The 24,088-nt window shown below is 61.2% G+C and carries 14 protein-coding genes; 2 read left to right on the top strand and 12 right to left on the bottom strand.

Translation table 11 applies throughout. The annotated features are described in order from the left end of the window. Positions 1–72 precede the first annotated feature (72 nt). Positions 73–1,617 (top strand): type VI secretion system-associated FHA domain protein TagH, encoded by a 1,545-nt coding sequence (tagH, locus tag IP81_RS11585; protein WP_054108162.1) that lies wholly within the window; start codon positions 73–75, stop codon positions 1,615–1,617. Here the strand turns inward: tagH and IP81_RS11580 are convergent, their stop codons facing one another. The 7 genes from IP81_RS11580 to IP81_RS20920 form a co-directional block, all read right to left on the bottom strand. Beyond that, entirely contained in the window at positions 1,618–3,627 is a 2,010-nt protein-coding gene (locus IP81_RS11580) for a serine/threonine-protein kinase (protein WP_054108161.1), read from the bottom strand. Continuing rightward, on the bottom strand, positions 3,624–4,376 hold the full coding sequence (locus IP81_RS11575) for a PP2C family serine/threonine-protein phosphatase (protein WP_054108160.1): 753 nt from the start codon (positions 4,374–4,376) through the stop codon (positions 3,624–3,626). The genes IP81_RS11580 and IP81_RS11575 overlap by 4 nt, the downstream gene beginning before the upstream one ends. Then, entirely contained in the window at positions 4,373–4,900 is a 528-nt protein-coding gene (gene tagF / locus IP81_RS11570; RefSeq protein ID WP_054108159.1) for a type VI secretion system-associated protein TagF, read from the bottom strand. Before tagF ends, IP81_RS11575 begins: the two co-directional genes overlap by 4 nt. Then, positions 4,882–8,340 (bottom strand): type VI secretion system membrane subunit TssM, encoded by a 3,459-nt coding sequence (tssM, locus tag IP81_RS11565; RefSeq protein ID WP_054108158.1) that lies wholly within the window; start codon positions 8,338–8,340, stop codon positions 4,882–4,884. The genes tagF and tssM overlap by 19 nt, the downstream gene beginning before the upstream one ends. An 18-nt stretch (positions 8,341–8,358) precedes the next feature. Beyond that, positions 8,359–9,864 carry a type IVB secretion system protein IcmH/DotU gene (icmH, locus tag IP81_RS11560; protein ID WP_054108157.1) on the bottom strand — a complete coding sequence of 502 codons (1,506 nt, stop codon included), beginning with the start codon at positions 9,862–9,864 and terminating at the stop codon, positions 8,359–8,361. 31 nt (positions 9,865–9,895) lie between these two features. Beyond that, complete coding sequence (gene tssK / locus IP81_RS11555) at positions 9,896–11,233, bottom strand: type VI secretion system baseplate subunit TssK (RefSeq protein ID WP_054108156.1); 1,338 nt, start codon at positions 11,231–11,233, stop codon at positions 9,896–9,898. 102 nt (positions 11,234–11,335) lie between these two features. After that, entirely contained in the window at positions 11,336–11,602 is a 267-nt protein-coding gene (locus IP81_RS20920; protein ID WP_197274609.1) for a hypothetical protein, read from the bottom strand. Between IP81_RS20920 and IP81_RS11550 the strand changes: the two genes are divergently transcribed. Beyond that, entirely contained in the window at positions 11,583–12,794 is a 1,212-nt protein-coding gene (locus tag IP81_RS11550; RefSeq protein WP_197274608.1) for a M23 family metallopeptidase, read from the top strand. The two genes, IP81_RS20920 and IP81_RS11550, sit on opposite strands and share 20 nt — an antisense overlap. On the opposite strand, the gene IP81_RS11545 is transcribed toward IP81_RS11550, so the two are convergent. The 5 genes from IP81_RS11545 to IP81_RS11525 all read right to left on the bottom strand — a co-directional run bounded on the left by IP81_RS11545 (position 12,791) and on the right by IP81_RS11525 (position 24,078). After that, positions 12,791–13,651: a CPBP family intramembrane glutamic endopeptidase gene (locus tag IP81_RS11545; RefSeq protein WP_054108154.1), complete on the bottom strand. Its 861-nt coding sequence runs from the start codon at positions 13,649–13,651 to the stop codon at positions 12,791–12,793. The genes IP81_RS11550 and IP81_RS11545 overlap by 4 nt on opposite strands. Continuing rightward, positions 13,629–14,111, bottom strand: coding sequence for a DUF4123 domain-containing protein (locus IP81_RS11540; RefSeq protein ID WP_054108153.1), 483 nt, complete (start codon positions 14,109–14,111; stop codon positions 13,629–13,631). The genes IP81_RS11545 and IP81_RS11540 overlap by 23 nt, the downstream gene beginning before the upstream one ends. Continuing rightward, positions 14,111–14,575, bottom strand: a complete 465-nt coding sequence (locus tag IP81_RS19690) for a PAAR domain-containing protein (protein WP_082356117.1) — start codon at positions 14,573–14,575, stop codon at positions 14,111–14,113. Before IP81_RS19690 ends, IP81_RS11540 begins: the two co-directional genes overlap by 1 nt. A 150-nt stretch (positions 14,576–14,725) precedes the next feature. Further along, the gene (locus IP81_RS20915) at positions 14,726–17,860 is read right to left on the bottom strand and encodes a CHAT domain-containing protein (RefSeq protein WP_197274607.1); all 3,135 of its coding nucleotides are present in this window, start codon (positions 17,858–17,860) and stop codon (positions 14,726–14,728) included. Further along, positions 17,860–24,078 carry a filamentous hemagglutinin N-terminal domain-containing protein gene (locus tag IP81_RS11525; protein ID WP_054108151.1) on the bottom strand — a complete coding sequence of 2,073 codons (6,219 nt, stop codon included), beginning with the start codon at positions 24,076–24,078 and terminating at the stop codon, positions 17,860–17,862. Before IP81_RS11525 ends, IP81_RS20915 begins: the two co-directional genes overlap by 1 nt. Between the last annotated feature and the right edge of the window lie 10 nt (positions 24,079–24,088).

Here is a 24,088-nt window from a genome sequence, read left to right as displayed (position 1 = left end):
AACCTGTCAAATGTTGATGCCGGGTTGATGGTATGTGGTGACATTTCAATGCCAAGACGATAATCCACGTTTGTGCCGTTAACTTTATTCATCCGCAATGCCGATAGGCTCGACAATGGATCGCCGCTGTCGCTTGTTATTGACAAGCGCGGGGCATTAATTGGTCGTGCTGCAACAACGGATTGGTGTTTGCCCGATCCATCATTGCATGTTTCTTCACGCCATTGCGAAGTCCGCTTTTCCGGCGGCAATTACGAGTTGATAGATCACAGCACCAACGGCACTTTTCTGGATGGCCAGCCTGCACGGCTTGCCGGTCCGCACCTGATTTCACCCGGCGACGTCTTCCGGGTTGGTCAGTACGAAATCGTAGCATCGCTTGATGATGCGGCTGCGGCACAGGCGGCAGAACGAAATGCCAGCCCTGCTCCTGCCGATTGGCGAGGGTGGACAGGCGGCAATGATGATGCGGCCCCGCCTGCTTCTTCTTCAAGCTGGGATGCCCGCCCGACAGGTTCAGCCATTTCCGGCACTGGCCCGATGTCGCAAAACTGGGCAGCGCCGCCAACCGCGCCCGCACCTGCCGCAACGTCAGGCGCATCAGGAGGATGGGGGCCGCCAGCAACGCCTTCAGTATCAGCTTGGGGCGCACCATCTGCCCCCGCGCCGGCAGCATCTTCAAGTGGCTGGGGTGCATCCGCGCCACCGGCTCCACCGCCAGTGGCTGATCCCGCTCAATCTGCAGGATGGGGTGTTCCTGTTCCGACCCCATTGAAGCCGGCATCCGATTGGTCAAGCCCGGCAGCCCCACCCCCGCCGCCTGCCGCAGATGACATCTGGGGCAAGTTTTCTGAATCGAACGTGGTTGATTGGGCGCGTGGCGGCTTTGGCGGCCCCGCTGCATCGCCGCCACCTGCGTTCACCCCTGCGCCACCACCTGCGCCACCACCTGCGCCGGTGCCTGTTGCCCACGTACCCGCACCGCAACCGGTTGCACACATACCAAGCCCGCCCCCCGTGCCAGCACAACCAGCAGCGAATGGTCCGGGGCTTGCCGCACTGGCCCAATCCGCTGGCCTCAGCTTGGCAAAACTGCAATCGGGTGAGGCGCAAACGCTGGGCAAAGCCGGAAGCCTTTTGCTCCGGCTTGTCGCAGGTATGGTCGTAATGCTTGAGGCGCGCGCGCGCGCCAAGAGCCAGCTTGGCGCACAAGGAACCAGCCTGGAATTCGATGGCAACAATCCGCTGAAGTTTGCGCGCACGCCCGAACAGGCGCTCGAACAGCTTCTGAACGATCCGCAACGCGGGTTCATGGATGGCGAACGCGCAATCGAAGATGCCTTCAAAGATTTGCAAGCGCACCAGATGGCCACACTCAGCGCTATGCAAGGCGCGCTCCGCCACACGCTCGACCGGTTCAGCCCGCGTTCCATCCGGTCCCGCGCCGAACAAGGCGGTATTCTCTCCCGCATCTTGCCCGGCGCGCGCGATGCCGCACTGTGGAACGCCTATGAACGCGAATTCAGCGGCGTCGCCCAAGGTTCGGACGAGGCGTTCATGGAGATCTTCTCCAAAGAATTCCGCCGCGCTTATGAAGACATTTCGCGTAGGCGGTGATCAATCCGGCTGCTCGTTCACGGTTTTGTACGAAACCATATCGGCCTGCCATCCCTTCGCACGCGCTTCAGCCATAAACCGCGCAGGCCAATCGCTACCGCGGGAAGCCGCAGTGCCATTTAACAATTGCTGATCGAACGGCCCTTTGCCCCAAAGCAAGAAGATACCGCTCCACCCGGCGTGCCATGTATCGATTTGATAGCGATATTGCCCGGGAGCAGCCGGGACGGCATTTTCTGCCAAATAGCTGCGGTCGAACAAAGGTTCGAAAGTCAGCTTTCCGTTCTCGTCAACACCCACAACTGCAATATCACCGTCAACGCCGTTGAAATCAAACTCGATGATTACAGGCGCTCCAACTTTTCCTGCGTTCTCATCGCCGTCCGGATACTTCGCCAGTTCCCACTTGGCTTGCGGTGTAGCAAGGTGCGCGCGCCCTTTGCTGCGCACTTGCCGAAAAGCAGCGACCGGGCCGCAAACATTGGCGTTTACTTGTGCAACATCGCTGAAATCAATCGATGCCGCGCGCAAGCCTTTGGCCGATAGCAGTTTGCTGATCTCGTTCTGCGCCTCAACTGGCTGACCTGCCACGCCTTTCACCGACAGCGCCACATCGTTACCCTGCACTTGCAAGTCGCTCACATCGAGCCAAGAGCATCCGACGTTAGCCAGACCGCCATCCAGCGCGGCCTGCGCCACTTTCAACGGATTACCAGCAGGCGCGGCAACCGCCGCAACACTCGCCTCGGGCGCAGGATCATCTTGCGATGACATCATCACGCCGATGCCGCCAACCAGCAAGACTGCGGCCGCAATCCCGGCACCGATCAGCATCTTGCGCTGATTGTCACCGCCTTCACCGGCAGCCTTCACAGGCTTCGTTTTGAGAACAGGTTTGGCCGTAGCGACAGGCGGTGGCGGTACTACCGGCTGCGGTTGCGGAGTCAGAAACGCTGTAGCGCTCCCAACGCGATCGCCCAGCGCCGCCAACACATCTTCCATCGTGCGCAGCCGGTCAGCCGGATTGGCGCGCAGCATGCCTTCCATGACGGGACGCAGTTCGTGCGGCACTTGCGATAAATCCGGCCCTGCGCGGCGTTTATCCACCGCATCGACCGGTGATCCGCCCATATTCACATCGCGCTTGCTGATGATCGCAAGGATCGTCAGGCCAAGGCTGTAAACATCGCTCCACGGCCCCACTTCGCGCCCAAAATCGCCAAGCTGCTCGGGCGCCACATAATTGAGCTTGCCCGCAAAACCATCGCCCACAATCGTCTGGCTGCCGGGATCGAGATCCTTGGCGATACCAAAGTCGATCACTTTGGCGCGGTCCAACCGCCCGCCTTCGAGCATGATGTTATCAGGCGAGATATCGCGGTGGATGGCACCCAGAGCGTGTGCCACGGCAAGCCCCTCGGCCAGTGTGCGGATCAATTGCAAAAGCTGCGCCGGAGTGGCCTCAATCGTCGAGAGCACATCGGACAAATTCTGCCCGTCGATATACTCTGTCACGATATAGAACACGCCCAATTGCGGTTCCATCGCCAGCGTGCGGTATTGCACCAGCGCGGCATGGCTGAGCCGCGTCAGCGTGCGGGCCTCCTTTCGGAACATCGCCAGCACATTGGGATCACGCGCCAGATGCGGCAGGATCACTTTGATCGCAACGCGCTCTTCATCATTGTTGATGTTCACACCTTCGAACACCTGGCCCATGCCGCCCCGCGCGATAAAGCGGCGCACCTCGTACAAGTGATTGAGCACATCGCCTTCGCGCACCTCGCGCGGTTCCCCCGCAATAGCAGAGAATGACGTGGTGTTTGGAAAGGCTGTGTCGGCAAATGCGGGAGGCGCGGCGAAAGGCGCCGGGCTTGTCGGCATAGCTGTAGGGGGGCCATCGCCGCTATTCTCTACCGCACTGAAGGAAGGGGCCTGTCCCGGCAGGGGCACAGGATTGAAGATGGTGCGCGGTTCATCATCACCATTCGATCCGTTATTGTTGCTCACGCTGGCACTCCGTTCAGGATCAGGAGCGTCGGCTCGCTCAAACCTACCAGTGAAACGGTGACGTTATCCGGTGCGCCCCCCGCAAGGCTGGCCTCAACCAAAGCATCGGCTGCACCAATGCCGCGCTCGCTCAAAATCCGCGCGATTTCCACCTCGCCCACCACGCCGTAAAGCCCATCGCTGCACAGCAGGAACAAGTCTTGCGTCTGCGCGACGTCGCGCACCGCATCAATCTCCAACGTATCCTGCACGCCCACGGCGCGTGATAGCACGTGCTTCATCGGATGATCTTCGGCATCGGCGGGATCGAGCAGTCCGCGATCCACCATTTCCTGAACTTGCGTGTGATCACGCGTGAGTTGGATTAATTGGCCATCGCGGTACAGATATGCGCGGCTATCGCCTGCCCATAGTACCGCAAATTCATCGCCGCGCACCACCAACGCCACCACGGTTGCACCCATGCGCACGCCAAGGTCTGTGGCATGGCCAAAGATCGCGGTATTGGCCGAATGGATTGCGTTGGCCACCACATCACACGCGCTGTCCATCGCATCGGGCACGCGCACGGCGCCGACGGCGGCCACCAGTGCTTCGGATGCCAGCTTGCCATTGGCATGCCCGCCCATTCCGTCGGTCACCAGCCACACACCCACGCCTGCATCGGCAAAATGGCTGTCTTCGTTTTCGCTGCGCACGTTACCTACGTGGCTTAGCGCCCTGTCTTCGATGCGGAACGCAACGATCATGCAGCCATCTCCAGCATTCGCTCAATCACCCCGACCGGCCGATTTTCCATAAGCTCAACCAACGGCCCATCTTCACCTACCAGCGCCCAAGTGGCACCTGTCGGGCTCCATGGCAGCGCCTCAGCGGCAACTTGCGCGTTGGCTAATTGATCTGCGTCCCACCCTTGCGCAAAGGCTTGGCCCAAAAACGTCAAGCATCCAGCTGACAACGCCGCCGCGTTTTCACAATCCACTGCTGGCGCTGCAAACATGAGCGGAAACCGCCGCCCGACCCGGTCTGTCGAGGCGCACAAGATACCGCCAGTCCAGCAGCCCGCCGCATCCATATCAACAAAGTGCCAGACCGGTGCGGCCTCATAACGCTCAGCAAAACTGTCACCCCACACCGCCTGTCCGCGCTCCATCTCTGCCGTCAGCCACAGATCGAGCGCGTCACGCGTGGGCGCATCAATCCCGCGCGCAACGAAATCGCCGTGCGCGGGCAGCTTGCCGAAAAGCCAGTTGCTCAAAGCGCGGTCGGGCATCGGAAGCTCCACAGCCCACCCCGCCCGAACGGGTTGCGATCATTGGGCAGGCTGATCTTGAACACGGCGGTCTGCGCACCCGATCCGAATGTCGCCAGCACCGCCAATGGCCCCGCGTTTTCCTTGCGCGCGGCATCGAGCAGGCGGAACAGTGCCCAAGGGCCTTCTGTTTCAATACCGCCAACCTTCTGGCCGCCTGCCATCAGTGCCACCGATGCCACCGGCAGGTTGCCCTGCGCCGACCATACCAACGGCTTTTGCGCGCCCAGCGATCCGCGTTCAAAGGTATAGCGCGTGTTGCCGACCACCATATCCACGGTATCAATGCCTGCGCCGAATGACTTGGCCTCGATCTTGACGTTCAGCCCGCCTGCCAAAACATCGCGCAATTGCCGCGCTTTTACGAACTCTTCAGGCGTTGACGGGTTCAGCGTGGCCGCTTGCGGGTTCTGCGCATTCCAGCGCCAAACCGGCCCGGTCATATCCAGCAACGGGATAATCCGGCTTTGAATAAAGCTGTCCATCGTGCCACCCAGGCCGAACACGCGCTGGACATCGGCCAGCGATGCATCCGCGACGGCTGTGCCAACAAAAGGGTAGCGGTCTTGCGTAGTCAATTGGCAATCGGGAAAGACGGACTGCCCGTAGGCATCGCTTAGCGCCCCCTGAGCCGCAGCTGTCGTGGCTGAAGACCCACCGCTGGTGGCAGCGGCGACGAAGTTCTGCAACTGCGCTGGAGCTGCTCCGGCGTTGGTTGCCACCGCGCCCAAGGCCATTGCCATCTGCGTCTGCACCGCATCAGCGCCCATCCCGCCGCCTGCCAGCCGCGACGAGGTAATCGCCTCACCCGCCTTTATGATGGCCGCAACGAAATCATCAATCGGCGCGGGTGCTTTGCCATCGCCGACGTAATCATGCACCGGCTTGAAGTGCGATGTGATCGTCGTAGCGGCGTCCACTTGCGGACCAGTCGCCGTAGCGGCTTGCGCCAGTTTGCCAAAACGCGAGGAATCCACTTTGGCCTGCGCTGCATCGCCAAGTGCCTTGGCACCGCCTGCGAAGGTGGTGTTCTTGCGCAGTTCAAGCAGCAGCACTTTGAGCGGCGATGGCGATTTGCCGAACGCCCCCAGCACCGCCGCATCGCCAAACAGGTTTCCGGGCGTTGGCAGGGTGGCCACGCGTTCCCATACCGAAACGTAATCGCGGGCATAGAGCGCTGCGACGCCGGGCCGTATCTGTTCAACTTGTGCTTGGACGCCCGCGGTTTCTGCGCCATCGCCCAGTACCCACAAGTCTTTTTGCAGATCACTGGCCACAGTAATCAGCCCCGGCAGATAGGCTTTTTCATAGCCTTCTCGCGTATAGAAATAGGGCACTTCGAGCAGCATCACATCTGCGCCATTGGCAAAAGCCTGCGCATCGCCTGATGATATCGCAGCGCTTGCCCGCCATGGCTGTTCGGTGCCCGCCAGCGCATTCTGGCGCAGCACTGCATAGGCGCGGTCAGCAAGGCTGAGCGTTTGCAATGCCGCGCGGGCCGAGGCGATGGTCGTGCCGTCGAGTGGCGCTTTACGGCCGGCCCATTCCGATGACAGCCCTTGATCTTCCAGGAGCGCAGCGAGGTGTTCGCCCATTTCCTTGCGCACCGGCGCACGGTCAGCGCCGGGGAACTGCTCGTTCGCCCAATCGCCCTCGATCCACGATTTGACGGTGCCTACATCCAATGGCCCCTGCCCGCCCAGCATCAGATAGACCTTGAGCGGCTGGTAGATCACCACCGGATCAGCGCCGTTGGTGCCGATATATTGTTCCAGCCGCAGCAACAGGCGCGGCAGGAGGATGCGGCGCAGGCCTGCGCGATAGGCTTCGACAGCGGCATCGGAATGGCTGGTTTGATAAAGGCCGAAGCGCTTGAACAGGCCGGGTTCTCCGGCAGCTTGTTCGGCATAGCCTTGAGGCAGGTTGCGCAGCGCGCGCAGTGATGCCAGCGCTTGTTCGAGATCAGGATCGGTATCGCGCACTTCGACCAGATCGACGCCGGTTTGCTGCAATAGCGTGGCGGCTTGGGCCGAGGATTGGCCGAGCGCGGATTGGAACGACCGGTTCTGCCAGAAGCTGACGCCCCAGAGCGCGACGACGACAGCGGCGGCGGCGGCGACGCCGATGATGCCGGCGGTGGTGCGGGCTTGCTGGCGGCGGCGGGCGGCAGGGTCTGCTTCGACCAGGCCGGCTTCGCCGAAGACGACTTCGGTGAGGAGTTTGTTGATGAAGTACGTGCGCGCAGAGCCACCTGTGGCACGGACTGTACTTTGATAACTCTCTGCAATTCCAGACAAAATGCGATCTAGTGGGGCACCTTGTTGGACACCGCTGGTCAAGTAGAAGCCGCGCAGGGTTCCGGCGGGCTGATCGCCCGACAAAAACGCACCATCGACAAAGCGCGCCAGCCGCGTGCGTAGCGCGCCCAATTGCGCCGGAAAGCCAAGGATCAGGCTGCGCCGTGTCTGGTCAACCTCTTCGAACAGGCGCTTGGCCTGCCGCGCCTGCTGCGCCGAAACCACCGCATCGAACGCGCCGACAAGATCATCGCTGGACGGGCGTTTGACCTCGACCGGGAAAGTTGCGCCGAGCACCGCGCGGCGGCCTTCGACATCGAGATCGTCGTAAAACTCGCTGAAGCCCGCGATCAGATCGGCCTTGGTCAAGAGCAGATAAACCGGCACCGAGACCTCAAGCGAGGCGCGCACTTCGGTCAAGCGGCGGCGCACCAGCGAGGCATGGCGATCGAGGCCTGCCCGGTCTGCTTGCAACAGTTCATCGACGCCAATTGCCACGATTACGCCGTTGATCGGCGATAACGGGCGGTGCTTTCGCATCAGCGAGAGGAAGCTAGTCCAGCCTTTGGCATCGGCGGCAGAATCGGAATCCTGCGTGGTATAGCGGCCCGCCGTATCAACCATGATCGCTTCATCAGCGAACCAGAAATCCAGATTGCGCGTGCCGCCAACGCCCTTGAACGATTGATCCGACAGCGGAAAACGTAGGCCTGAATTGAGCAGTGCGGTGGTTTTGCCAGCGCCGGGAGGACCGATGATGACATACCACGGGCGGTTATAGAGATAATCGCGGCGCTTGCCCGCACCGGTGCGCAGCGATGCCAGCGCCTCAGCCATGCGGGCCGATACTGCTTGGCCTTCAGCATCGCCGGGCGCGGGCGCAGAAAGCTCTGCCGCGATCGCGGCAGCGGCATTGCGCATTTTGTGCGTGCGCCACCAGCCGAACAGCCCCCAAGGCACCACGATCACCGACAGCACGAGCAGCCGCACCCACCATGGCGAAAGCATCCGCACAAAAATCGGAAGGCCGATGCAGAGCACCAGCACGAGCAACAGCACGATCAGTCCACTGAGGACCCACCAGTTACCGAGAAACTTCTTCACCAGGATAGCCCCGACTGACTAGCGTTGACGCGGAATGACGATTTCGACACGGCGGTTGAGCGCCTTGCCTTCGGGTGTGGCATTGTCGGCAATGGAACGGCTGTCGCCATAACCCTCAACCGAAATGCGCCCCGGATTGGACAGGGCCGACCCGAGGATGCCCGCCACGGTTTGCGCGCGCGCTTGGGAAAGCGCGGTGTTATCGGGGAAGGCCAAGCCGCTGATCTGGTCGCTGTCCGAATGGCCCTCAACCGTGACTTGTCCGGGCTCGGTTTCCACCGCGCGGCCAATCCGTTCGAACAATTCGGCTCGCGAAGGTTCAAGCTGATCGGACCCCGATTGGAACAATTGGCCGACGGTTGTGCGCACGCGTACAGTGCTGCCATCTTCTTCAACAACCACCAGATTTTGGCGGATTTCGGGTTCAAGAAACTGGCGCAACCGCACGAGTTGGCCCGATTCCACCGGCGGCGGTGGTGCGGTACCGACGCGAGACAGGCGCAAATTCTCTTTCGGCATAAGGGCTTGAGCACCCTTCAACGAATCAGAGCCCGCCGTCATCAGCAACAGCCGCATGACGATATAGAGGCCGATCAAGACTGCGAGCGCCACGGCAGCAGCCAGCGAAATCTTGCTCCACGGGCTGATCTTGCGCAGCGGCGCGGCGGCACCTTGCCACATCGGTGCCAGTTCGGTTGGCGACAGCGCGCGCGGATGTTCGAGCGCGCCGTAAAGGTTGGTGAGGATCTGCTGCAACCGCGTGCGGCCATCGGGCATCACGCGGAAGCGCCCTTCAAATCCGGCGGCCAAGCAATCGGCGTAAAGTTCGATCATCTCGGCATTTTCGCCGGGGCGGGCAAGCAGATCATCGACCAGTTGCCAAAACCTGTCTCCGCCGATGTTTTCCCGGAAAAAGCTGACGACAAGGCTGCGTCGCGCCCATTCTGCACCATCATTGCCTGCACCCGGCAGGTTCTGCGCGATATCATCAATCGTGGCGCAAATGGCATAGCGCGCGCGCATCCGCGTTTCCTGCGGATAGGTTGCGCCAATCGCGCGGTCATAAGCGGCGACGGCTTCGGTGGCTTCGCGGTGGAAATCGGGCAGGGAAATCCGCGCGCGGCCTGAACGCACCGATGCCGCCAGTGCCAGCACCGGCCCGGCTTCAATCACCAGCGGACTGCGCGTCTCACGCGGGCGCGATGGAACCGGCACATCATCATCGTTCAACCGACGCCCGCCCGATGTGGGCTGCATGGGCGCAGCAAAAGATGGCGGCGGTTCACCAAAGCCGGCTGGCGGCGCACCGAAGCCATGCGAGGGCTGGACCGGCGCGGCAGCGGGTGGCTGGGCAGGCTGCGCCATGGGAGGCGGCGTGCCCCACCCGCCTGCCCCCGCAGGAGGTGGCGGCGGAGTGAGCGGTGAAGGTTGCGGTTGCACACCCCCGCCCCCGCGCATGCCGGAAAGCGGAGATGGCCGGAAAACCGTGCGATTGCCGTTATCGGAGGAGCCGTCCCCGCTCATACCGCGCACTCCCTATTTGTGATCAACGCGCTCATCGTGCGGCCCTTTTCACGCACCACAATTCCATCCGCAATTGCGGCCAATCACCCGCAACGTGCAGCCCCACCGCCGTCGCCGTGGCGAAATCGCGCCAATCGGCGACGCCGCGATCGAGTTCGAAATAGACAAAGCCCGGCAGCACGCGTAATTGCGAAGGCGGAGTTGGCGTGTGTCGCAACGGCACGCCAGGAAGCGCAGAATCGACGATCTGACGCATCTTTTCAACCGCGCCGATTTTGGCCACCGCCGGGAACATCTGGCGCACTTCATCGACTGAAGCCGCCGCGCGCACCGCCAGATAGAAGTAGCCGTGCTGATAAAGATTGCGGTCGGTAATCGTCGATGTCCACGCGCCCGGTCCCATCGGTTCGAGCGGCAACTGGATGGCCGAACGATCAAACACCGCCGACAACATCGATTGCAGCAGATCAAACAACGGTTCGAACGTGGCGCGCAGGTTTTCGTGATCGTAAGGCGGCAATGGCGGAGCCTTGCGCTCAGGCTTAACCAAAGTGGCGATTTCTCCGGCAATGCTGGCCAGTTCCTGATACATCCGCTCAGGGTGGACGACAGGAAGCGATTCCAGATGACGCAGCACCGGGATCGAACGATTCAGCGCTTGCAACAACAGGAAGCTGGCGAAAGTTTCCGCCCCCCCGTCGGTCGCCTCAACCGCGCGCAGGGCCAGTTCATCGGCGCGCTGTTCGCACCGGCCCAGAATATCGATCAAGCCGTTGCGCAACGGGCGCGAGGCGCGGATATCGAGCATGGGCGGGATATACCGGTCATCAAACATGACCTTTTTGCCCTGCATTTCACGTACTTGGCCAAGGCCGCACAAGATGCGCCCATAGGTCTGGTCACGGGTGACGCCCATCCGGAGATTGGGCTGCGCAACCTCAATCGGTTCTTGCGATCGGTCTTTCGAAAAGCAATCGGCGATATCGCTTTCCTGCACCAGAAAACGGATATCCGGCCCTGCGCTATCGGCCTCTTCAAATTCCTGCGCGCCAGACTGTGCGGCGGGCAGCGTGAGATAGACCACGGCATCGCGGGTATCGCCAGGGATATCCAGCGCGGGCAGCGCCATATCATCGGGAATGGAAAATGGTGTGCCATCGGGCATCACCCCTTTGGCGCGGACCAGTGCAAATTTGCCAAGCGCGGCAAGGTCTTCGTCTATCTCGACCTCGGTTAACCCCCAGGCATAGGGCTGCAACGAATCCGCCCGCACCCGCAACTGCCACAGCAGTGCACGATCTGCTTGCTGGAAGTGTTGTGGCCGAAGAAACTGCCCTTCACGCCAAGCGACACGACTTCCGAACGACATTCGATCCCCCGCTAATCAGCATATTACTTTAAAGCACAGCTTCATGCTAAGCAAAAGCTTGGTTATTGCTTCGTTTGATTATTTCACTGCAACTTGTCCGGCTTAAAGGTTGATTCGAATGGACAATAATTCTTTTAATCCAAAACTTTGGCTGTCTGAAAATAAATCCGCAGCCAATGTAGCGGATTCGGGCAGCGAAAGTTTCGGTGCGTTCTGGAAAAGCGTTAGTGCGCCCGATAACGCCCAGGCCAGTACGCCTATCTCCGCGACGGCCAGTGCTATACCAAATACCGCCAAGCCAGCGACAGGGCGCAGCCGCACCGCCTTTGACCGGCGTTTCGCACTGGCTTTGACTGCGTCTGCTGCCATTCTGGCAGGTTCCGCATTGGCGGCGTGGCTCACCCGCACCGGGCCTGTCAGCGCTCCGCAGGCCAGCGCGGGTGTTGCAGGCGATACGGGCAGCAATGTGCAAGAGCGCGCGGTTAATCTGGCAGGGCCGGGCCAACTTGTCGGCGCGCTGATCGAAGCGGGGGTCAGCGCGGCTGATGCCAATGCTGCGGCTGCGGCGGCGGCACCGCATCTGGCCAGCGGCAGCGAGATTCGTGCGATTTTGGTGATCATTCCCGGCGGGGCGGGCGGCGGTTTGTTGCAGCAATTGCGCGCCACACGGATTGACGGGTCTGGCGTTATTCTGGCGCGTGGCGAAGACGGGACTTATGCGGTGACCCCGCTGGTCGCCGACGTTACCCGCAAGATCGAAGTGCTGCGCGGCGAGATTGACAGCGAGAGCTTTTACACCTCCGCCGTCTCTGCCGGACTGATCGACACGTTGATTCCTGAATTCATCAACGCCTTTTCTTATGACTTCAACCTTGCTTCCGAAGTGAGCCCCGGCGACGTGTTCGAAGTGGCTTATGATCAGGAAGTCAACGGTGCGGGCGAGGCGATTGGCCAGCCCAAGCTGCTTTATGCGCAATTGACGACGGCGCAGAAAAGCCTTGCCTTGTACCGTTTCCAGACGGCAGACGATGGTAGCGGCTGGTTCGATGGCAATGGTGCGACGACCAAGCGCGGGCTGATGCGCACCCCGGTAGACGGCGCGCGCATCACATCGAAATTCGGGATGCGGTTTCATCCGGTGTTGCATTACAACAAGCTGCATGGCGGCACCGATTTTGCGGCCCCGATCGGCACGCCGATCTTTGCAGCGGCGGATGGTGCGATCGAATTTGCTGCGATGAAGGGCGCGAACGGCAACCTGACGATCCTGCGCCACGATAACGGTTGGGCGACGTACTATTTGCACCAGAACGTGTTTGCGCCCGGCATCGCGGCGGGCACCCGCGTGACGCAAGGGCAGCGTATTGGCGATGTGGGCACCACCGGCCGATCCACGGGGCCGCATCTGCATTACGAAGTCCACATCGATGGCGAGCGGATCGATCCGCTGAGCATTCCGACCGACGAGGCAAGCCGCAAACGGCTTGACGGTGCGGCATTGCAGGCGTTCATGAAGGAACGCGACCGGATCGATACGGCGCGGGCGCAAGGCACGAATTAAGCCCCAGGGGCCGGTGCGGCGGCGCGCAGCGTTGCACGTGGCACCAGCAGGGGGACGATCAGCGCCAAGAGCACCATCGCGGTGCCCACACTGGCATTAAGGCCTTCTTCGCTGCCGCCCCACAGCGGGCTGCCGATCATGTCAAAATCGACGAGCGAACCAAGGCTGGGGTTTCCGGGATTGGGCAGAAGCCCGAACACCGAATTCTCCGTGCCGTTCCATGCTGCATGGGCGGCAACCGGTGCCCATAGTCCGCCACTGCGTAGCGCCAGCAGGCCGAACAACAGCCCCGCCAGCGCGATGACCAGTAACGACAAAAGCTGGCGCGGACCGCCAATGAGGTGGAAGGCCGTGAACAGCACCGTGGCCACGGCGACGCCTGCCACCGGGCCGGTTTGCGCCGATAGTGCGGGCTGCAACCATCCGCGAAACAGCACCTCTTCCATCGCCGATTGCACGATGGTGACCGCGATAGCGACGAGCACCAGCACGGTGAAGCCGGTGATGCCTGCGCCTGCTACGAGTCCGCCGTTGAGCCAACTGAGCGCCAAAGTTGCGGTCAACCCGCCTGCCCCAATGGCGATGCCGATGGCGGTCCAGCTCGGGCGCGCTTGTCCGCCGCGCAGCACTTTGTGCCGCGCCAGCATTCCGGCAATCACAGCGATGGGCAGCAATGGCACATAAACCAGAAGCGTAAAGCCGATTGTGATCGTGCTGCCCGGTTCGTCACCGATCAGATCAGGCGCGAAATAGACCATCAGCAAGACCCACGACCATGCCGCCAACAGGCTTGCGCCGATCACACCCCATTGCCACAACGCCGAAGCGACAGGGTCAGCCGATCCGGTTTGCGCCATCAAACAGCCCTCCGTCCAGCAGCCGGTAATGATGTGTGGCCGTGCCGCCTGCACCCTCGACCGAAAACTGCTCGATGCCATCAAACCACGGTGCGCGTTCTTCACGTGTGGCGGCGCGGATATAAGTGTTGAACACGCGCGGGTCATAAAAGCGGAACAGCACGATCATGCCATCGGGCAATTTGGCCTGAAGAAACCGGCGGAAATGGCGCTGCAACCGCTCAATCGGAAGGTCTGACAGCACCATCAGGCCCCAACTGGCTCCGTGGCCATGCTGCTGCCACACGCCCAACAAAGGCTCGCTCGGATCGATCTTGACCAGCCACGGGGCGGCGGTCAGCATATCGGGATCGAGGTTGCGACCCTTGAACAGGCAGAGATGCTCGCGGCACGATTGCACCAGACCGATCAGGCGCGGGTCATGCGCGCAATCGATCACGGCATACCACGCCGCGCCCATCAATTGGCCATCTTCTCGAGCGCTTTGGCGCATTGTTCGCAGAACGGCATCGCGTCTTTGGCGGCGGCGATCATCGCATTTTTCATCGCGGTTTGGGCGGTGCCATCGCCTTCAAAGCCGAGCGGCAAATTGAGCAGGGCACTGGCCACGCTCATAGGATCGGCGCTGCCTGCATCGCCGATCAGCACGTTTGGCATGCCCATGACGATGACTCCGCCATGGGCAGTGATATCGCCCATCCGCGCGGCGGGATTGCCTCTGACAAGGACAGTGAAGGAGCCCAAGGCGATGACATCAAGCGGGCCATTACAGACAGCCTTGTCGCCGATCCGCGCCTGCGGGAGGCTACCCGTCAGCACATTGATCGCCGCAGGAGGCATGATCGGCCCGCCCACGTGGGGGACTGTCCCCGTCACCATCGGACAGACATGAGGATCAGTGATGCGCGCAGCCGGTCTGCTCATAGTGCCTTGTCGCTCCTGCGCGGCACAATTGCCGTGCGCAAAATCACAATCACACCGCCTGTCCAGACAAAACTATCGCGCGGACATTCACGCGAAACAGCAAGCGCGCGACGATTGGCCCGGCGCAACGGCCGGGCCAAAACCGGTTTATCAGCGCGAGCCGGCCGAAGTAGCCTGACCCGATGGTGCGGCGACAGCCAGTGCGTTTGCCCCGCCCTGTGCGGCTGCAACCTTGGCCGCGCCGTTCAGCAAGGGCTTTTGCGAATCGCCGATCAGCACGAATGCCCCCCAATAGAACGGGTGCGAGGTCGCGCGGTTCGTGATCAGCGAGACTTGCGCCTTTTGCAGCGCCTCACCAATCGTGCCTGTCCGCGCGTTGCCATAGAAACGGGTGATCAGCTCGACGCTTTCCCCGGCATCGGAGATGGGCCAATAAGTGGAAAGCACGGCCTGCGCGCGCGCAGCAAGGAATGCGCGCACAAGACCATCGAGCGATCCGCCCACTTGCTCTTGCCCGGAAGCCTGACGCCCGCGACCGCTGACACCGGCAGACGTGTTGCACGCCGTCAGCACGACAAGGTTTGCATCAAGCCGCAGCATGGCCACTTCATCCAAGGACAGGATGCCATCGGAATTGGCCTCACCCACGCTGGTCACCAGTGCAGGCGGAGCCTTGGCGCAACCCCATTGACCTTCGGTCAGACCGTGCGTTGCAAAGTGCAGAACTTGGAACTGGTCGAGATCGACACGGCTGCGCACCGCTGTATCGGTAAAGGCCGCCCCGGTAACTGCTGGTGCACCGGGTACGCCGAGCGCTGCGCTGGCTTCCTTGAGTTCGGAGGCATCAATCGGCGTGATCATGCGGCTCATCTCGGCAACGCGCGAAAGTTCGACTTCGCAGTTGGTGCCGATGCTGACCTTCATGCCGCCGAAGTTGGCTTCAAGCGCAACCGGTTGATGCTGCGCAAACCCGATAAAGGGTTGCGGCGCCTTGGACGCAGCCAGATTGCGCGATACAATCAGCGAACGCGGAGACAGCGCCGTTGAAAGTGACAATTTGCGTGCCAGAAAGCCGACTTGGCTATAGTTGTACTGATCGTTGCGACGTGTTTTCACGAAGGCCGCCGTGGACGCATCGTCGGTTACCAGAATACCCGCAGGCAGGGTATCGAGCACGCCCGAACCATCGATAACCAGCGACGAATAGCCGTTAACGCGGTCGGATGCCGGACCGATCAGCAATTTATAGAGCAAATTGGCACCGGACACCGAAAACACCGGTACATTATCGCCCCCGCCGGTCACCGTATCGCGCACCGCTTTGACCACTTTTTCTACGGCAACTGCTGGCTGCGCAACGCGGTAGATCTTTGTGCCCGATGCATCGATCAGCGCGCCGAAGATGTACCCCCCCACGGTGCTGAGCTTCAGGTAACCTTCGCCGGGCTTGAGAACGGTGCGAACATCGCCAACCGAAGCAGGTGTATCGATGACCTGGCGGAAGGAGTCGTTGGCGGCCAATTCGTTCTGCAACGCAAGCGACCGGTTTTCGAGTTCGGTGCGGCGTGCTTCAAGTTCGGTCCGCTTTGCGGCATCGACGCCCGAGGCGATTTCAAACCGCAGCTTGTTGATTTCGCGCTCGACTTCTTGTCGGTCCTGGACTTTCGCCGCAAGCGCAGGGTCGGCCGCGATTAACGACTGCAATTCCACAAACTGGCGGGCAATGGCCGGGGTTGAAGCGGCTTGCAAAGCCCTGAAGAAACGCTCTGCCGAAGTGCCTTCCGGCCGCCGCGCCGCATCATTGACCAGTTCATCAAGGTAGCTGCGTGTTTGCGCTGGCAAGCCGCCAACATCGGCTCCTGCCGAAATCAGGCTGGACACCGCATCATCGAACTGGGCGAGCACTTCTTCGGTCGAGCCACCGCCGCGCGAAAGCACGGCTGCGCGCTCAAGTTGGACTTGCGCCAATGCCGGGCCGTTATCACCTGCATCTTCGGCAAGGCGCAAGAATTCGATGGCCTTATCGAGCGATGCAAGTGCACCGGTGCGATCATCTGCGCCCAATTGTAGGCGCGCGCGCTGGCGTTCTATCCGCGCGGCAAGCCACAGCAACTGCTGCTGCGGGATCGGCTCTGCCCGCAAGGCCAGAAGGCTGCGGTCGGCAAAATCGAGCGCCGACTTTGCATCATCACGTCGACTTTGCGCCAGCAAGGCGACACTGCGCGCCCAACCGGCCTGCGCATCGATCACCAACTGGGTGCGGGCACGGTTATCCCATGCCGATGAGAGCGCCGATCCTGCCTCTGCCCCCTTGCCTGCTTCATTAAGAGCGCGAACATTGGCGGCATCCAGCAATGGCTGATCGGCTGCGCCCGCAACCGTGCTGCCAGCGTCGAGTGCCGTGATTGCGACGCCGAATTCACGCTTGTTGATCAGGTGCATGGCGCCGTAATTGCGGCTCTTCAATTGCAGCACATCAGCGCCCGGAATGCTGGCAGCCTCGGCCAGCATCATGTTGGCGCGGGCAAAGTAATCTTCGGCCGAATCAAAGAACCGCAAGTTGGAATCGGCAAGCCCGGCCAAAAGCAGCAAATCGATTTTGGTGGCCGGCGCAGCATCTGCGGGCAGACGTGCCAGAGCATCGCTGACGATGCGGGCAGCATCAAGGTGAAGCCCCTGGCGAACCAGGCGCAAGCCTTGTTGCAATGCGTCCTCGGCATTTGCCACTGCGCCTGCGGTGGAGGTTGCCACAGCAGGAGATGGGGCCAGCACGCCCGGTTCTACCACAGCGACGGTATTACGGGTGCGGTCCTGATTGGGCGCTGATACGCCGGAAAGGAACCGTAGCGCCTCTTCGGCAGGGCCTTGGGCCGAAGGCAGCGCGCTGGACGAATAGATCCGGCCACTGCGCGAAAAGCGCGTTTCGATGGTTTCCTGTCCGAGCAGCTTGTCAAAGCATCGGCGCGCAGTGGCCGCGCCAATCGATGGCAGCGTGACAGCCATGCCAGGCCCGCAATCGAGCAGGCTGTTCACCGCAGCGATATCGGCGGTGCGCACCGAGCGGACGACGCCCAGATAGCGGTTGGCGCTGGCCCCGCGACACGTGAAGGTATAGCTGCCCTTGAACGCATCACCCTTCCAGAACGGAGTTGCCACACAAGGATTGCCTGCGCCGTTGCGGCCCAGTTCGAGCTGATCGGGCAATTCGCCCGATTTGGCAGCCACCGGTGTGGCACCCATCGCAAGCGCCATCACAGAAAGCGAAGCCAGAAACGCGCGCTTCATCACTTGCCATCCTTCTTTTGCGTAGAGCACGTGCCGCTTGGGTCACTGCATTCAATCGGGGTCATCGGTAATGCGCCAAGGCCGGTTGAGCCGACATCATCAAACAGCGCGTCGTTGTTGGTACCAACCAGCGGATCGAACGGCACCTGGAAGTCTGGCTTGACCGTGAAGATCGAGTTCCGGATGTTATCGACTGCCGTCAACGATGGCGTGAGGTTCTGGACCGAGAGGCAATTGCCACCACCGATGACGCAACCGTTCAAGCGCGACTGGGCAACTTGGTCATAGCGCGACAGCGGCGGGTTGCCGAGCAGCGCAGTGGCATTGGACACCACATCGTTGATCGAACCGAACAGTGCAAACACTGGCGTAGGATTTTTGCTGACCAATTCGAGCGCGACAGCACGTCCGCCTGATGAGCCAAGGCTTACGCCCTGGCCTAGTTCGCCCGACCCAGTGTTCTGGAACAGGGCATAGCCAGTGAAGTTCACTTTCATAGTGCCAGCCCGAACCAGTACCGCAAAGTTTCCATCACCCACGTAAAGCGGGCTGCTAGCTTGCCGGTTCATTCGTGTGGCTTCGGCCAGTTGTTCACTCTGGGATCTTGGAGTTGCTCTTGTAGGATCCTTCAACGTAACCCGGTCGATCAGTGTCTTGTTACCAACCAGGATGTTGCCTGCACCCAGTTCAAGCCGACCGTCAGCACCGGCAATCTGCCCGCCGCTTTCCGAAGCAATCTGGATGATCGAGGCATTGCCGGTTCCGGTTGCGACATCGCCGCCCAGCTTTAGCGTGGTGTTGCTATCGAAGGACACGCGCCCGGTGACATCAATGCGCTTGCCATTGGCGAGAACCCGCACGGTCTTCGGCGTGCTGAGGTCCACTTGCTTCAGTTCAACGTCGTCTGATCCGTCGGCACCCAGCGTCAGGGTTTCGGTCGCGCGCAAGCGAGCGGTTTCAAGGCTGCTGAGTGTGAACTTGTTGGCTGCGGATTCAGCGTTGCCACCAATTACCAGTGCTGTGCTGCCCGTATTGGTCACGTCAATGGTCTTTGCCGAAACGGTAGCCCCGATTGTTGCGTCAGACGAAGAGAGCCTGACCGCATTTCCGGCCGTGACCAAGCCTACCGTGGTGATTTTGCCCTTGGCGGTAAGGTTGACATTGTTGGTGGCGTTGATCGCACTGTTTGCGGTGAAATCTTCGCCTGCGATGGCAGTAACGGTGCTTCCCGTGGCGCTACCGATGGTGGTGCTGGTTTTGCTGGTGAGCGAAACGAGCGTGTCCGCCGCGATTGCGCCCGAGGCGTTGATGCTGCCTCTGGTGGATGTTGCCGTAACGCGCTCGCCCGAGGCGTTGGCAAAAGCTATATTGCCGCCCGAAGTCAGCGTAACATTGGATTGCTGCGAACGACCACCGCGCAAAGTGGCGTTGTCCAGAGCGATCGCGCCTTTCGCCTTCAGCGTAAGCGCTTCGGTCCCACGGCCATTGTTGTTCGAGATCAGACGCAGCCCGGTCGCGCCTTGGCGGATGGAACCTCCCGTGCTTTCGATCAGCACTGCGCCAGCGGCGGTCTGGATTTGATTGGCGAGCTTACCCAGCGTGATATCGCCGGTGGTCTCAACATTAAGGCCGCCTGCCGGCGAGCTCTTGCCAGCGGTGACCGACCCGAGCTTTGCTGTGGCACCGGTGATCCGCGTATTGATGCCCGACACTGCCGCATCGATGTCGGTTGCGCGGGATTCGACATTGATCGAACCTGTGGTGGCCTCGACGCTTGCTGCGTTGAAAGCCGTTGCACCGCCTGCAATGGTGACATTGCGCGCGGCCTTGAGCGTGCCGGCGGTGATCGCGCCCGGTGTGGTGATCGTGATGTCACGATTTGCACCGGTGACGGTCACAGTGTTCACGTTGACAGAACGGCCACCGACGATCGTGGCATTCTCAGCAGCAGTGACGGCGCCTTTCGCGGTGAAGATACCGCGCGAATTGGCCGCGAATGCACCAGCGTTGGCCTTGCCGATTGTCGTCGCACCGCCTGACGTCAGGCTGACGGTCGATTTTTGCGCTGGTGTGCCGTTAGCCAGACCGCCATTCAGCGTGGCATCGCCAAGCGCAATGGCCGAACCGGCTTTGAGGGTCAAAGCTTCCGCACCTGCCCCATTGCTGTTTGCGGTCAAAATCAACCCTGTGGCGGTTTGGCCCTGACGGATCGATCCGGTGGTGCTTTCAATCGTGATCGCGCCAGTGGCAGATTGGCGCTGGTTGGCCAGTTTGCCCAGCGTGATGTCGTCTGTGGTTGTGACTGTCAGGTTGCCGACCGTGGTGGCCGTGCCCGCCGTAACCGTGCCGAGATCGGCAGTGGTGCCGGTGACGCGGGTGTTGAGGCCGGATGCTACCGCAGCGATGTCGGTTGCGCGGGCTGTGACAGCAATCGAGCCCGTGGTGGCTTGGACGTTTGCTGCATTGAAGGAGGCGGTTGTGCCGCCGGCAATCGTAACATTGCGCGTCGCCTTCAGCGTGCCTGCGTTGATGACGCCCGGCGCGGTGATCGCAACATCATTGCCCGCTGTAACAGTTCCCAGCGTCGCCGTCGTGCCGGTGACGCTGAAATTGGTCGCGGCTTTGGCTGTTTCGATGGTGGTTGCGCGCGCCTTGATGTCGATGGCACCGGTGGTTGCTTCAACCGAAGTGGCGCGGAACGATGCAGGAGGCGATGTTGGAACCACGCCGCCAACGGTTACATCGCCCGATGCTTTGAGCGCGGCTGCGGTAATCGCACCCGGTGTGGTGATCGTGATGTCACGGCCCGTGCCGCCGGCCGTCACATTGTTCAAGGTGACGGTACCGCCAGCGGTGATCGCGGCATTTTCGGTTGTGACGATGGCACCGTCTGCCCGGAAGGTTGTGCCTGCATTGGCGGTAAATGCCGCAGCATTGGCCTTTTCAATCGCCGTCCCCGTGCCCGACCTCAGCGTGACGGCTGACCTTAGCGCTGCGGTGCCGCCGTTCAGCGTGGCATCACCCAGCGAAATGGCATTTGCGGCTTGAAGCGTCAGCGCGGTGGCGCGCCCGCCATTGTTGTTGGCGGTGATGGTCAGGCCGGTGGCGGCAGCGCCTTGGCCGATGTTGCCACCGCTATCGATCGTGATCGTGCCCTTCGCCGTAATCGACTGATTGGCCAGTTTGCCAAGCGTGGTTGTTCCGCTGGTCTTGACAAACAGATTACCGAGCGTCCCACCCGCCGGGGCGGCTGTGCCAGCGTTGACCGAACCGAGTTGCGCGGTGACGCCGGTGATGCTGGCATTGGTGCCGGAGACGAGGGTGTCGATGTCAGTACGGTCAGCCTTGATGTCAACCGAGCCGGTGGCTGCGGTGACCGAGGGCGCATCGAACAGATCCGGCGCATCGGGCGACATGAGCCCGGCTACGGTAAGGTTCGTTTCGGCACGGACCAGACCGGTGATCACGATGCGGCCTTCCGCCCGCAGGCCGAGCGACGTACCAGCGCGCGCCGTGCCAAGGCTCATCGAACGGGCAAAGGCGTTCAACGAACCGTTTATGGCGCGCAGTGTATTGGCGGTGATCCGTTCTGCAGGCGCAGCGCCGCTGCCAATCGTAAGGTTGTTGCGCGCGATGATGGAATCGGCGGTGACCGCGCCGGCTACCGCGTTCAACACGATGTTCTCACCGTTTCCGCCCGTAGTGGCAGACGTTAGCGAAATGCCGTTAGGACCGGTGATCGCGATGGTATTGCCGGTGGCAGCAGACATGCTGGTGGCCGAGATCGCCCCGGTAGCCGCAAACGTTGTCCCAGCCAGACCTGTAAAGCGGCTGGCGCGTACGCTGCCCAGAACAATGCTGGCCGTTTCCGATTGGACCGAGACAGGTGCGGTCATCGCGCGGCCCCCCAGCAAGGCTGCGTTGCCGAGATTGACTGCGCCATTCGCCTTGATCGTCAAGGGATCCGTCCCGCTTGGATCATCGCTGCCGGACACCACGGTGAGTGTACCCGATCCGGCTCCGCGACGGATTGTGCCAAGCTTGGACGTAATGGTGACCCGGTCTTTGGCACGAATGGTTTGCGCCGCTGCCGTACCCAGGGCAATCGTGCCATCGGCGGTAACGGTGAGGTTTGTGCCCACGTTGGCCGCGCCAAGCGTAATGGCACCGGGGTTTGTGATGCTGCCCGAGGTAGTGCTCACGCTTGTTAGCGTTGCGCCCTGACCCGAGAGCAACTGGCCGATGGTCTGTCTCGTCGCCTGGATATTAACGAGGCCGGTTTTGGCGTTGACGGTTTCAGCGCTGAACGACGCGGCCGCCCCGCTGGGCAGACCCGAAACGCTGATGTTGCCAAGCGGCAGCGTGTTGTTGCCTGCCGTCAGTGCGTCGGTTACCGCAATTGCACCTGAAGAGCGCAAACTGATCGATTGTCCCGCCGTCGCATTGGCAAGGCTGATCGCAGCCGCAGAGGCCGCGATCGAGCCGTTCTGTGCCTTCAGTGTTGTTGCCGACAAACCGGAGCCAGGGCCTGTTACGCTGGTGATGGTCAGGTTGCGGTTGGCCGTAATCGACGTTGCCGCGATATTACCGCTTATGCCGTTCGACCGGATCGAGATATCCTGATCTGCACCGGTTGTTCTGACAGTAGCCAGCGAGATGTTACCCGCCGTTGCATTGGGCGCGGTGCTGTTACCAGCCGAGATCGACAGCGCAACGCCCGCCGTAGCCGGCGTCTGCGCATTGACCGTGATGGCGCCGCTGGCGATAAAGTTGTTGAACGCCGAAGCCGTAAACCGGTTGGCCAAGGCAGAACCGATCGTGATGCTGCCGGCTGTTGAGGCGAGCGAGAGGGCAGCGGTGCCACGCGACCCTGCGGCAAGGCTGGCATCGCCCAGATTCAAGTTGCCGACGGACCGGATCGTCAGCGCGCCATCGGGCGCAGTGGCATTACGGAAAGAGCCGATGGCAAGCCTATCGCCATCTGCGCCACCGCGATTGATCGCAGCACCCGAACTGATGGCAATAGATCCGCCGGCAAAGATATTCTGGTTACCACCGGTGCCAAGCCGCATGTTCCCGGTCGAACGCAGACTGATGTTACCTGCCGCCTGCACCGCGCCAACCGTCAATGTGTGATTAGCAGCATTGCCAGTGCGAACTGTAACGTCGCCGCTGGAACCAATGCGATCAACCGTGGCGCTGGCATTTGAGGTGACAGTGATGTCGGCATCGGTTCCGGTTGTGCGCAGCCGACCTTCGCTGACAATGTTTGCGTTGGCTGAGGCCCCCGCCGTCACCGGATGCGATGCCGTGAGCAATTGAATGCCATCACCGGTTACGGTTGCCAACAATTGCGCACCGGAATCCACTTTAAGCAGTGTTTTCAACTGCGAAGAACCATTCGAGGCAGCAACAACAATGCCACGCCCCTCGACCGAAGCTGTGCCGACAACCTCTACGCCTTCAAAACGTGTGCCCTTCAAGAACTGGTATGAGACAGGGCTTCCGGCATTTGTCCTGATCCGGGCATCACTTGCTGCAACGATAAACACATTGCTAGTGGCACCGGTGGCACGGATCGTTTTGTCGACCGTGATGTTTTCCCCCAGCAGCAACACCGAACCGCTTGATACCAACGAGCCCGCGCCTGGCTGCAAATCGATCTTAACAGTTCGGGGATTTGGAACGACATCGCGGTTGGTGAACCTTGCGCCCCAATCGCCAGTGGGGTCAATGCTCGGGCTGTCCAGCGTCGACAGCACAAGGCTGCCGCCATTGAAGGTTCCGCCCGCCCCGAAGGTGATGCCCGACGGGTTGATCAACCAGACCGCAAGGTTGGCTGCCGAGGTAATCTTGCCATGAATCGCCGAGGGTGTGAATGTTGTCACCCCACCGCTGGTTGTACCAATGACACGATTGACCACGGTCAGGTTTGTGGTCGTTCCCGGGGAAACAAAGTCCACGGTACCCGAGTTCGGGACACCGGCTGTGCCTACGTTGAACGAGTGCCAATCAATAACGCGGGATTCACCGTTCACATTGACCGTCATGACCGGTGAGGTCGTGATGGGGGACACGGTGGCGCCCCTCGCGTCTGCGACGTTGGGCAAAACCACCTGCCCGAAGGCCTGTTGTGCAAAGACAATGCAAGAAACGCATGTCGCAAGGCCGGTGCCAAGGCGAAGAGCGCGACGCGTGCCGTTTAGAGCTGCATTCATCGGAGTGTCT

Origin of the sequence: Novosphingobium sp. AAP83 (assembly GCF_001295795.1) — a bacterium.
Lineage (GTDB): Bacteria > Pseudomonadota > Alphaproteobacteria > Sphingomonadales > Sphingomonadaceae > Novosphingobium.
This window is presented reverse-complemented; position numbering and strand designations above follow the sequence as displayed.

Coding starts and splice junctions, on each gene's coding strand:
- IP81_RS19690 (WP_082356117.1), bottom strand. CDS start 14,575: ATGAGCAGACCGGCTGCGCGCATCACTGATCCTCATGTCTGTCCGATG.
- IP81_RS11545 (WP_054108154.1), bottom strand. CDS start 13,651: ATGGCGCAAACCGGATCGGCTGACCCTGTCGCTTCGGCGTTGTGGCAA.
- IP81_RS20920 (WP_197274609.1), bottom strand. CDS start 11,602: ATGGCAGCAGACGCAGTCAAAGCCAGTGCGAAACGCCGGTCAAAGGCG.
- icmH (WP_054108157.1), bottom strand. CDS start 9,864: ATGAGCGGGGACGGCTCCTCCGATAACGGCAATCGCACGGTTTTCCGG.
- tssK (WP_054108156.1), bottom strand. CDS start 11,233: ATGTCGTTCGGAAGTCGTGTCGCTTGGCGTGAAGGGCAGTTTCTTCGG.
- tagF (WP_054108159.1), bottom strand. CDS start 4,900: ATGCCCGACCGCGCTTTGAGCAACTGGCTTTTCGGCAAGCTGCCCGCG.
- IP81_RS11525 (WP_054108151.1), bottom strand. CDS start 24,078: ATGAATGCAGCTCTAAACGGCACGCGTCGCGCTCTTCGCCTTGGCACC.
- IP81_RS11540 (WP_054108153.1), bottom strand. CDS start 14,111: ATGGGCGCGGCGTGGTATGCCGTGATCGATTGCGCGCATGACCCGCGC.
- IP81_RS11575 (WP_054108160.1), bottom strand. CDS start 4,376: ATGATCGTTGCGTTCCGCATCGAAGACAGGGCGCTAAGCCACGTAGGT.
- IP81_RS20915 (WP_197274607.1), bottom strand. CDS start 17,860: ATGAAGCGCGCGTTTCTGGCTTCGCTTTCTGTGATGGCGCTTGCGATG.